Origin of the sequence: Anaerostipes hadrus ATCC 29173 = JCM 17467 (assembly GCF_030296915.1) — a bacterium.
GTDB classification, from domain to species: Bacteria; Bacillota; Clostridia; order Lachnospirales; family Lachnospiraceae; genus Anaerostipes; species Anaerostipes hadrus.
Window position 1 is genome coordinate 2,236,003 of the sequence record NZ_AP028031.1, and the last position, 12,442, is coordinate 2,248,444.

General features: G+C 37.3%; 8 protein-coding genes and 2 pseudogenes. All 10 read right to left on the reverse strand.

The features are described from left to right. Positions 1-194: 194 nt before the first annotated feature. Positions 195-419 (reverse strand): annotated as a pseudogene (locus QUE18_RS10735) (AAA family ATPase); the annotation flags it as partial. 32 nt (positions 420-451) lie between these two features. Next, positions 452-1,804 (reverse strand): annotated as a pseudogene (locus QUE18_RS13750) (diguanylate cyclase). Positions 1,805-1,865: 61 nt separating this feature from the next. Then, positions 1,866-2,138, reverse strand: a complete 273-nt coding sequence (locus QUE18_RS10745) for a DUF1294 domain-containing protein (RefSeq protein WP_040344272.1) — start codon at positions 2,136-2,138, stop codon at positions 1,866-1,868. A 25-nt stretch (positions 2,139-2,163) separates the two neighbouring features. Continuing rightward, a complete protein-coding gene (locus QUE18_RS10750; protein WP_286257501.1) occupies positions 2,164-3,618 on the reverse strand; it encodes an RNA-binding domain-containing protein in 1,455 nt (484 codons plus the stop codon). Positions 3,619-3,938: 320 nt separating this feature from the next. After that, positions 3,939-4,595 carry an acyltransferase family protein gene (locus tag QUE18_RS10755; protein WP_009203614.1) on the reverse strand — a complete coding sequence of 219 codons (657 nt, stop codon included), beginning with the start codon at positions 4,593-4,595 and terminating at the stop codon, positions 3,939-3,941. A gap of 199 nt (positions 4,596-4,794) precedes the next feature. Continuing rightward, positions 4,795-6,225: an adenylosuccinate lyase gene (purB, locus tag QUE18_RS10760; protein WP_040344282.1), complete on the reverse strand. Its 1,431-nt coding sequence runs from the start codon at positions 6,223-6,225 to the stop codon at positions 4,795-4,797. Between the two features lie 16 nt (positions 6,226-6,241). Further along, complete coding sequence (purF, locus tag QUE18_RS10765) at positions 6,242-7,669, reverse strand: amidophosphoribosyltransferase (RefSeq protein ID WP_008393191.1); 1,428 nt, start codon at positions 7,667-7,669, stop codon at positions 6,242-6,244. 100 nt (positions 7,670-7,769) lie between these two features. Next, on the reverse strand, positions 7,770-8,969 hold the full coding sequence (locus QUE18_RS10770) for a glycoside hydrolase family 3 protein (protein ID WP_227085324.1): 1,200 nt from the start codon (positions 8,967-8,969) through the stop codon (positions 7,770-7,772). A 336-nt stretch (positions 8,970-9,305) separates the two neighbouring features. Then, positions 9,306-11,459: a sensor histidine kinase gene (locus QUE18_RS10775; RefSeq protein ID WP_242852718.1), complete on the reverse strand. Its 2,154-nt coding sequence runs from the start codon at positions 11,457-11,459 to the stop codon at positions 9,306-9,308. After that, a complete protein-coding gene (locus QUE18_RS10780) occupies positions 11,431-12,138 on the reverse strand; it encodes a response regulator transcription factor (protein WP_009203611.1) in 708 nt (235 codons plus the stop codon). Before QUE18_RS10780 ends, QUE18_RS10775 begins: the two co-directional genes overlap by 29 nt. Positions 12,139-12,442: the final 304 nt, after the last annotated feature.

The window sequence follows — 12,442 nt, forward strand, 5'->3', positions numbered from 1 at the left end:
CCTTTTTGCTAATTGACTAATTACTAATTACCTAATTACTAATCGAACAATTAGTAATTAGGTAATTATAACATACTTTAAAATTTTCAATCAATAACTTTGCATAATTCTTTGTTGATTTATTTTACCTTAACCGTCACATATTTCACCGCTTTCTGATACTTCGATGTTTTTGCTGCCGTGATCTGGATCTTGTATAATTGATCAAACAGTGTTTTATCTGTTCCTATCTCAAAAAAGGATTTCAGCATACTCATATTCAAAGTCTTTCCAAAACGTCGAGGACGTGTAAATAGATTTACTTCTCCCCAGTTTTGTAAAAGCTGCTCGATCAATCTGGTTTTGTCTACGTAGTAGAAACCGGATTTTATCAGTTTATCAAATTGATCGATGCCTACTGGTAATTTCATATTGTTCATTGCCAACACCACCGTTACCACCTTCTTAGATTTTATCTAATCACAAAACATCCTCTTCCGTTTGCTTTTGCTTCATATAAGATCTCATCGGTCTTTGTCAGAAGTTCCTTGATCGTTTTTGGATATTTAAAACGATATACTCCAATACTGCAGCTTACTGTGACTTCCTTCTGAATTCCTGAGATATTTTGAAAGAATTATTCCAGTTCCTTTTCTAACACTTCCTGGCTCATCTCTTCTTCGATCATCACAGCAAACTCATCTCCACCAACTCTTCCGACTGCTCCATATGGCTCAAATTGTTCTTGTAAAAATGTCGCAAATTTCTTTAAGGTTTCATCTCCTGCTATATGTCCCAGTTTATCATTGATCTGCTTAAACCAATCCACATCCAAGAATAAAAACCATCCTTGATGGCCATGGATTCTCTGATCGTTTTGAATATTTTGGCAGTGTTGCAAAAACAGTCTTCTTCCCATTACTCCAGTCAAAAAATCAATCTCCCCTTGATATTCCCGATATTTCATATATTGGTAGATCATAAGCATCGTCAATATTAAGATAAAATCCAATGCAAGCATTGCGATCAAAAACTGTACCTGTAAATGTAGCAGATCAATCTCTATTGTTCTTGTTACATGAACTCTGTGCTGTTTCAACATACATGTAGACCGATTTGCAAAATATCCAGTAGAAAATATCGCTATACAAATGATCAAAAAACTGATCCCTGATGATATAGCGACTATCTTAGAAGACAGATATGGATCATCCAAAGATTGATTTACCGTATCCTTGTATTTTTGAATGCGTTCCTTGTGATAAATCTTATATGCCACCTCTACCCAGAAAAGACAACATAGTGCAATAAGTGCATCATTGATCCCCATATGAAATGTTGACATTCCAGTATAGCCAAGCTGTGGAAAACAGGCTCCCATAACAATGAACACTAAGAAAGCATGTATCCACTGTGAGATCAAAGAAAGGATCCAGATTCCTATTTTCTCATACTTTCGTCCTTTTATGATAGAAAACAGATATCCGATCACAAAGCCAAACAGAACTCTTGCCCCAACACTTAGTAAAATGCTTCCTATTGGATTACCACTGTATAGCGGCGAAAATATCTTATCATCTGATACAACATAAAGTGCTGATGCCTTATACATACTTGCTAGTCCAAATACCAATCCGATCAGTGTCGATTCCAAAGGTCCAAGCAAACATCCCGCAACTACGATCGGGATATATGCTGTTGTAAGTGAAATTGGATCAATATGGATGAATCCTAAAAAAGTAAATGACATAATAAGCTCGATCGCCAATAATAGCACAAAAACATATTTTTCAAATTTTAAATGCTTCCATTTGTTTTGCTTCATATCTCTAATCTTCCTTTGCTTTTGGGTCTCTTAAACTTCTTCCCAATTCTTCTTTGCTTACTTACATCATATCATAAAAACAAAGTATCAACGACACCTGAATGCCCAAAATCAAAGGTATCCCTAATCTAAAATACCATTTTCTTGTCTTATGATGAAATACTGTCATACCGATCATTGCTCCAATGGAGCCTCCGATCAGTGCAAGTATGATCAATTTTTTCTCTCTGACTCTCCACTGTCTTGTCATCGCTCTCCATTTGTCTAGTCCATACAATGCAAATGTTATAACGTTGATCATGATCAGATATAAGTGAATATATGCTGATTGCATTTGTAGGTTTCCTCCCCATAGCCTTTTATTTTAATCTGTATTTTCGATTTTTATTATTGCCTATTTGTTCTATATCTTGTGTCAAAGCTTTTAATAACTCTTTCGTTCTGGAGGGTTTTAAATTTAATAAATTACAAAAATCCTGAATCGTATATTCTTTACCCTCTTCCATAAATTCAAGTATTTTTTTATAATTTTGTATTGTCTTTTTTGAAATCTTTTTATCGCCGTTTTTTATCGCCGTTTTTTTATCGCCGTTTTTTATCGCCGTTTTTTTATCGCCGTTTTTTACATTATCATAGGAATAATCTTCATTTAATGGCACAATAAGTCTGAATACATCACCTTCTATGAATTCTGGTTCTTCTCCTGAATAATATTTCGAATATTTAAATATATTTCTCACTCCTGAACCTAATCGATCTGACCATCCTATATTTCTAAAAAATGAAGCAATAATCGGATTCTTTGGATTTGGTTCCATATTATCAGGTGTAATAATTCCATCTCCTGATGACCGATTCGCATTTTCTGTATACATCCTATCTTTTTCTATTACAAATTTAGCTGTATATGAACTCGTAAATTCTCTATGAATTAATGTATTTGCAATCATTTCCCTGGTTATAATATTCCTCAGATTTTTTCGTTCCACCCCTTCTATAAAAAATTTATCAGGCAAATGTTTTCTTCCAAATTCCATTAATCGATCGTAACTTTCTATTAAGTTTGTTCTAATGATTTCTCGATCATCATAGCGATCCACATTAATTCTTCTTACCAACGCATCCGTTTCATAAGCTGGGCAAATATCCATGATCAGATCATCTTTTCCCAATAACATAACTGCTGCCAGATTATATCCACTTTCTCCTGTCGCTCTGTCCTTTCCATATAATCCCGCACTTCTCAATAATTCCTCATCACTCATACTTTCCCAACTATGCACACCTTCTATATTATTTGTTGCCATTTTTCTAATTCGTGGCAATAAATCTAATCTAAAATCTTCCAGTGAAATATAAGGATAAATCTGTTTCTCTGTAAACCTATTCTGTTTTCTAATATACATCATTGCAAGTTGAGCTGTTGCAGTAACTTTTACATCTGCATCATCTACTCTGTCATAAACTTCTTTTTTGAAACTGTGTACTTCTGCGCTGACTGGTATATGAATATGAATGATCGTTTTTCCTTCATACTTTATAATTTCCGGCGATAGATATATGGTTGGAGTAAACATATTGGGATTACTGATAATCTTTATAAAATTCTTTACCATATCTCCTGCTGCATTTTCAGGAACTCCACAAACAGTCCCATCGTCTTCTACTCCAAGGTAAATATCTCCACCAAAACGATTCAGAAAGGAGCATACACTTTGATATACATCATTTTCTATTCGGTTGCTGCATCTTTTAAATTCTACTGCTATTGTTTCACCTATCTGCAATATGGTTCTTAATTTTTCTTGATCCATAGTGTATATTCATCTCTCCTTTATTTGTTGACATAAAATATACCAAATGTTAATATATTAATAAAGAAAGGTGCTACCGATGACGGTTCGCCTGATTATTAATACGTTATAAAAATAACCGCTTAACTTTCCAGGCTAGGGCGGTTATTTTTCTGTCTTGGCATCATGCTTTCCACGCACTAGAACTCCCTGTAGGAAGCAAACAGCCATTCATGTCAATGTAATAACACCTGATATATATTTTAACAAACAGTTTTATTATAATCAATATATCCATGTGGTATTCTCTTTATTTATAAGTTTATTTTTCAAAGCACCTCTTAAGTGCTATGAACCCTTAAGATTTTTCTTATCCCTTTCGATAATTTATGTAATATTACTGCAAATAATAACGCAATACACACCGCAATAATGCTGTTAATTATCCAATTCCCCGTAATATACATTACTGATACTGGTCCCACAATAAACATATAGTGGCAAAGATAAATTTCAAAACTTATACCATCAACCAATTGTACAATTTTTAGCATTTTCGCTTTAGAAAAGATAATTGAAAATAGCATAAATATACATGCTGCTGCCACATAATGTGTATAATTTACAACAACAAGATTATATAATTTCGTACCATCAATCATTACTCGTCCAATAAATCTCATTGCAAATGCCAGACACATAACAATAAAATATATAACTGCTGATTTATTAGTTGATTTTCCAAGTCTTTCCCAATTACTTCCTACATAATATGCTATTGCATAAAAGCACACATGATATGTAATGAAAAATATATAATTCGGCAGCAGATATGCCATAATAAACGGAACTATAAGTAATCCAACTAGTATGCCCCATTTTGTCTTTTTATATTGAATTCTTTTCCAGATTTTTTCTATCAACGGTGTTAATATATAACAAATCATTAACGTTGTCATAAACCATGTATGATCTGCACCTAATACTCCTACATGCATTCCTTGTACAAAAAACTATAATCCTTCTATATATTTTATTATAAAATTTATTATAGTACCTTTTTTCTTAATTTCCTATATCTACTCCTGCTCATTTCCTGCTTTTTGGTAATTTTTTCTTAAAATACAGCAAAAAGAGATGGAAAAATCTATATTGTTTTGATCTTTCCATCTCTTTTTATGTTAAAATTTTATCTTTTTATACGTTGATCTCAGCTGTTAATCCGAGTACTTCTTTATTCTCTTCCAGAATTGGATTGATCACTTCATTCACAAATTCTTCTGTCTGCTGTGGTGCACGTCCTACGAAGTTCTCTGGTTTCATGATCGCCTGTAACTGCTCCATGTTCATACCAAATGCTGGGTCTGCTGCGATTCTCTCTAACAGATCGTTTGCTTTTCCTTCTTCTTTGACAACTTTTCCTGCTGCCATAGAATGTACACGGATCTTCTCATGAAGTTCCTGTCTGTCTCCACCAGCTTTTACTGCATCCATCATGATATTCTCTGTTGCCATGAATGGAAGTTCGCTTCTTAAGCGGCTTTCGATAACCTTAGGGTATACAACTAATCCGTCTACAACGTTTAAGTAAAGGTCTAAGATACCATCGATCGCTAAGAATCCTTCTGGTACGGATAAACGTTTATTGGCTGAGTCATCTAATGTTCTTTCAAACCACTGTGTAGATGCTACTAATGCTGGGTTCATAGCATCTGACATTACGTAGTTTGCTAAGGAAGCGATTCTTTCACTTCTCATTGGGTTTCTCTTATATGCCATTGCAGATGATCCGATCTGGTTCTTTTCAAATGGTTCTTCTACTTCTTTTAAGTGCTGAAGAAGTCTGATGTCGTTTGAGAACTTATGAGCAGACTGTGCGATCTGACTTAATACGTTGATCACGCGGGAATCAACTTTTCTAGAGTATGTCTGTCCAGATACTGGCTGGCATTTGTCAAATCCCATCTTCTTGGCGATCATTCCATCAATCTTCTTGATCGTTTCGTGGTTTCCTTCGAATAACTCTAAGAAACTTGCCTGTGTTCCTGTTGTTCCTTTTGATCCTAATAATCTCATGTTAGCGATCACGTGATCAAGATCTTCTAGATCATATACGAGATCCATCAGCCAAAGGCTTGCTCTCTTACCTACTGTTGTAGGCTGTGCTGGCTGAAAATGTGTAAATCCAAGTGTTGGAAGATCTTTGTATTTCATTGCGAATTTGGATAATTCGTTGATCACATTTAATAATTTTACTCTGACAAGCTTTAATGCTTCTGTCATGATGATGATGTCTGTGTTATCACCAACATAGCAGGATGTTGCTCCTAAATGGATAATTCCTTTTGCCTTTGGACATTGTACTCCGTATGCATATACATGAGACATAACATCATGACGGACTAATTTTTCACGTTCTTTTGCTACATCGTAGTTGATGTCTTCTGCATGTGCTTTTAATTCGTCGATCTGTTCCTGTGTGATATCAAGTCCTAATTCTTTCTCTGTCTCAGCAAGTGCGATCCATAACTTTCTCCATGTCTTAAACTTCTTGTCTGGAGAAAAGATGTACTGCATCTCTTTGCTTGCATAACGTTCTGATAATGGGCTCTGGTAACGGTCGTTCATAAAAATCTCCTTATCCTTATCTTTCAAAATTTCCACGAATATCTCTTGTTGGCGGTTTCATTGGATACTCACCTGTGAAACATCCTTTACAGATTGGTAATCCCTGTACCATCTGTGAAAGTCTCTCTTCTCCTAAGTATCCTAAACTATCTGCTCCGATCACTTCACAGATCTCGTTGATCGATCTGTTATATGCGATCAGCTGTTCTCTCTCTGGAATATCAGTTCCAAAGTAGCATGGCCACAGGAATGGTGGGGAACTGATCCTTACGTGAACTTCTGTCGCTCCTGCATCGCGTAACATCTTCACAATGCGGTCACTTGTTGTTCCTCGTACGATGGAATCATCGATCATGATGACTCTCTTTCCTTTGACTGCTTCTTTTAAAACATTTAACTTGATCTGCACGCTTGATTCACGGCTACTCTGTCCTGGTTTGATGAAAGTTCTTCCAACATAACCGTTCTTGACAAACGCGGTTCCATATGGGATTCCTGACTCTAAGGAATATCCAAGAGCTGCTGCATTTCCTGATTCTGGTACTCCGACAACCAAGTCTGCTTCTACCGGTGAATCCTGTGCGAGGTATCTTCCTGCCTGAATTCTTGAGTGGTATACCCCAACTCCGTCAATCTCACTGTCTGGTCTTGCAAAATAAATGTATTCAAAGATACATCTTGCTGTTTTTTCCTTTGGAAGACATAAATCACAGTCTGACTGAATTCCATCCTTTGTGATCGTTACGATCTCTCCTGGATTCACGTCACGGATAAATTCTGCTCCGATCGTATCTAATGCACAGCTTTCAGATGCTAATACATAAGCGTTATCTCTCTTACCGATACATAGTGGCTTAAATCCATATGGATCTCTTGCCCCGATCAGTTTCCTTGGTGACATAACGATCAGGGAATACGCACCTTTGATCTTCTGCATTGCTCTGGCTACTGCCTTCTCAATTGATGATGTATTCACGCGTTCTCTTGCGATATGATATGCGATAACTTCGGAATCGATCGTTGTCTGGAAAATAGCTCCTGTCTTTTCTAATTCTTCGCGAAGTTCTATTGCATTGATCAGATTACCATTATGTGCAAGTCCTAAAGTACCTTTTACATAATTTAAAACCAGTGGCTGGGCATTCTCAGGAACACTCTCTCCTGCTGTTGAATACCTTACATGCCCCACACCGATATCTCCCTTTAATGCCTGAAGGGAATCTGGTGTAAACACTTCATTACATAATCCCATACCTTTTTGAGATGTGACATTACGTTTTGGACCATTCGTATCAGAAACTGCAATTCCACAGCTTTCCTGACCTCGATGCTGCAGTGCAAACAATCCATAATAGATCGTTGACGCTACATCATTGCCATCGAAATCGTAGATACCGAAAACTCCACATTCTTCTCCCAACTTATCAAAGTTCTCTCTGCTCATCGTGATCTTTTGACCTTTCTGTTATACAATCTTTAGTTTCGTTTGTAAAATACACATTTTTGATAGTAACATATTCATTTTAAATCTGCAAGCATCCCTGTTATTGATTCTCTTTTAATAATGTAGTATCTGGAGGGATCTCTCCTCGCTTAAGCTTCGTATATATGATCCTTCTTACAGATTTATCGATTCTTGATTCTTTGATCTTGCCACTTTTTAGTGCCTTCTTAATTGCCTTGTATGCTTCTTTATAGTTATCCGGCATCACGATCAGGTCAACTCCTGCCTGAATTGCTTTCACTGCTGCTTCTCCGGAACTATAGTTATCTGTGATCGCTTTCATGTTCATCGCATCGGTCATGATAACGCCCTTATATTCAAGTTCATCTCTTAGAATATCTGATACAACTCTGCTGCTCAGGCTTGAAGGCTCCTTCTCATCTGTCACATTAGACAGCATCAGATGTGACACCATCACTGCATCAGCTTTTGCCTTGATCCCTGCTTTAAATGGTTTAAAATCTGTATCTCTTAATGTATTGATCGTCTGATCGGTCTCTGTACTTCCGCGGTGTGTGTCTCCTCCAGTCTGTCCACTTCCTGGAAAATGCTTTAATGTCGCTGAGATCTGTTGTTTCTGCATGTTCTTTACCAGTGTTGTAATAATATCAGCAACTTTCTTTGAGTCTGTCCCAAAGCTTCGGTCTCCAATCTCTGTGTTATTCTTATTCGTTAAAACGTCTGCGACTGGTGCCAGATTCATGTTAAATCCAAGCTCTTTTAATTCCTTTCCCTGTGTCTTTCCCATCTGCGCGATCTTCTTGTTATTGTAAGTTCTTCCAACTTCCTGTGCAGATGGATATACTGTCATCTTCATCTTGGGATTTGATGCGACTCTTGAAACCTGTCCACCTTCCTCATCCACTGCCATAAATAGTGGAATATAGGAGGCATCTTGAAGCTCATCCGTCATCTTCTTTGTCTGATCAGGTGTGTTGATATTCTTCGCAAACATGATCACTCCACCTGCTGGATACTTCTTCAATGTCTTCTTCATCTGACTCGTCACACTTGTCTGATTCTTGCTTTCTGCCTCATCTAATTGATAAACAGATACCATAAATAGTTGTCCGATCTTATTCTTTAAGGACATCTCCTTTGTGATATCTTTTGCCATTCCCTGCAGGGTTGTTTCATCCAAATCTTCTGTCTTGAGTTTCTTTGTTGTACTCTTCTTCCCGCATCCTGCTGTCATGACAAGCATCAATACAAGGACAAGGCTGATTAAACGTCTCTTCATTCTTTCGTGTCCTTTCCGTGCATGCTCTTTTCTTTTTATTATACCAGAAGCATTTGTTTGTATCAAATGCTGTTACGTCCTATTTCTAAGAAAAAAAGCCCCTCCAGATCTTAATGTCTGAAGAGACTTTAAAAGCAGATGTCTCCAAATACGCAACCGTTCCATAAGTCACCATGTATCAAAACTTCATGAAAAAAAGGATTTAAAAACCACTCTCTCAAATGGTCTATTTGCATATTGTCGACACCACTAGTATATACTTTTATATTTATGTTTTCTACCCTTTCAACATAGTTTTTTTCAATTTTTACAATTTTGTCAAAAAATATATGAAATCTATTTGTTTACATCTAAATGTTGTTTAAATTGTATAGTAACCAGGAATTGATCTCCGTCTATTCTTATCGAAAACTCTCCTCCACAATTCTTTGTAAAACTGTCTGCGATGGAAAGTCCTAATCCGTTTCCTTCGCTGGTACGTGATTTTTCCGCTCTGGCAAACCGTTCCATGATCTCTTCTTCTGTAAAATTCATCTCATAGGATGCTGTGTTTATAACTTCTAATTTTATATTTTGATCTGCTTCGGTGATCCTTAGGAAGATTCTGGTTCCTTTCAGGGAGTATTTTAAGGCATTTTCTATGACATTTTGTACCACTCGGTACATGCGGCTGCTGTCTCCGATAAATCTTGTGTGTGTAGCTTCGCACTGATATCTGATCGCAAATCCAGATTTTTCTATCTGATCTGCCATATCCCCCAGTGTCTGTTCTACCAGACGTTTCATATCCATTTCTTCCAGATCTACTTTCGCATCTCCACTTGTTGCTTTCGCAAGTTCAAATAGGTCAGAAATGATGGATTTTAAGCGTTCGGTCTTGTTGATCAGGATGGTTACATAATCTCTTGATTCTGCAGATAATGTCTGATCTCTGCTTAAGAGATCGACGTATCCGATGATAGAAGTCAGCGGTGTCTTCAGATCATGTGATACATTTGTGATCAGATCGATCTTCATTCTCTCGCCCTTCATCTGTGTTTCTAATGCTTTTTCCATTCCCTGCCCGATATTGGTCAGTTTCTGACTGTATTCATAATACGCAGATTCTTTTGAAATATCGGTCGTTGCCGTCAGTTCTCCATTGGAAATACGTTCGATCTGATCGACAAGCATGCTTAAATCTCTCTGTTCTTTTGCGTATTTGTCTGAATATCTTGAAAAATATCTGATAAGGAAAACAAAAATGACTGCTGCTATAAACAAGAGTGGGGATGGAATATTCATTCCACTCATTCCCATGATGATACAAGCAAGTGTACCGACAGTTAAAATATATCGTAAGACCCTGTACTGTCTGATCCTGTCTCTTGCATGTTTTTGTGCAAATGACATTGCTTCGTCTTCCAGCTTTCTTCTTGTCTTTGCCCGACGGCTCCATTTTCGAATATATCCCAGACAAAATGTTGAATCCAGAAGATTCTTCTGGCGAATCCTCCATACCGTAGTCTGAATACATACGGCAAATGCCATGATGAAAAATGGAACTGAGATATAACTCAGCGTCATGATCATCTCGATCGTTGAACCTGTGATCCCGCCCTGTGTATATTCTATCGTATATTCCCAGATTGCAAAGCATAATGCGATCACCAGTCCAAGCAGCGTAATTACTGTCACCAGTATGATCTCCCACCAGAACCTGTCAAGCCCTCTAAAGAATCTGGTTCGCTTTTCCTGAAGTGCAAATAAGATGCACAGCAGGATCGTTCCGATTACTTCAATGATCGAAACAACGATAATCGTTTTGATTCCCGTCGTAATCTGTTTTGTTGATCCTTTTCGAAAATTTTCAATCTCTGTTAATGCTTTTTTTGTCAAAGAAATCTCAATGTCTGCATTTTCCAGACGCTGATTCTTCTCATCATTGATCAGAAGCTGTTCTGGGAATATATCCCGCAGTGTATAATTATCTCCTGAGAATTCATAGTATTCTGTCTGAGGCACAATGTACTCACTGTACTCATCGTAATCATCATACGGATCCCATCCTTTGAAACTTCCGTCTTTGTTTAATTTCTCTGTCTTGTCTCTTTCTATATGAAAATGTTCAATCCTGCCCCCAGTATAGTTCGCATTTTCTGTTCCATATGTTGATGTTGTCGTTACCATCTTTTTATCATATGGTTTGACCTTCATCGTTACTTTCACAAACGATTCTTTTTTTATCTTATTCAGTAAACTTTCTGATACATGATTTACCTGTGTATAATAGACTTTATTACTTTCTTGATCCGCCCATTTGTCAAACAGTGACATCTGTGTGTGTTTGATATAGTCTGATTGATCCTGTTCATCCAGACTGAAGCTGTTATCTCCTGTCAATGCCATGTTATGGATCATGTTGAGTCCATATATCCCTGACAGGGTCATGACGATCATCACAAGTGTGATCAATACTTTGTTAGTCCATTTTCTCGATCTTGTATCCAATTCCCCACACCACCTTTAAATATCTTGGATTTTTTGCATCTATTTCTATTTTCTCGCGGATACGACGGATGTGGACCATAACGGTATTCTCTGTTGCATAGGCTTCTTCGTTCCATACGCGTTCGTAGATCTCATCTGCTGAAAATACTCTGCCCAGGTTGTTCATCAGAAGGCTTACGATCTTGTATTCGGTTGCAGTCAGTTTCACTGGCTCTCCGTCTACCATCATCCTTTTTCCTTTCATGTCAAGGATCAGTCCGCCATTGATGATCTGTTCCTTATTGCTTTCTGCGGCGTTCATTCCTCCAAACTGCATGTATCTTCGCAGCTGGGATTTCACTCTCGCTACTAGTTCATCTGGGCGGAATGGTTTGCTGATATAGTCGTCGGCTCCCATAGATAGTCCCAGGATCTTATCGCTTTCTTCTGTCTTGGCTGAAAGAATGATGATCGGGATGTTCTTGCTTTCCCTGATCTTCATCGTTGCGGATAGTCCGTCCATCTTCGGCATCATAACGTCTATGATCAGAAGCTGGACTTCTTGCTCCATCAGGACATCCATGGCTTCCAGACCATCATATGCCGTTATGATTTCATAGTCTTCCATTTCCAGACGTTTCTTGATCGCTCCTACGATCTCTTTGTCGTCGTCAACGACCAGGATCTTTGGCTGGTTCATACTTTTCCTCCTCGTATCTTTGATGGTTTTAGTGTATCAGGTGGTTCTTTCGTTTCTGCGGATATAATTCTTACGAATTTCTTAATATGATGTAAGTGTCAAAAGTATAAATTGCGTTTGTGCTTGCACAAATAAGCAATTTATACTTATTGACACTCTCATCTTAATATGACTTCCTTAATTATAGTAACTTCCAGAATAATTATCAATATCCTGTCCAATGTCCATAAGAGTGTTCCTGTGCTTAATAGATAGCAAGATATTGATAATTATTCTCATTTATAGTTATTGTTCACTAACCTTT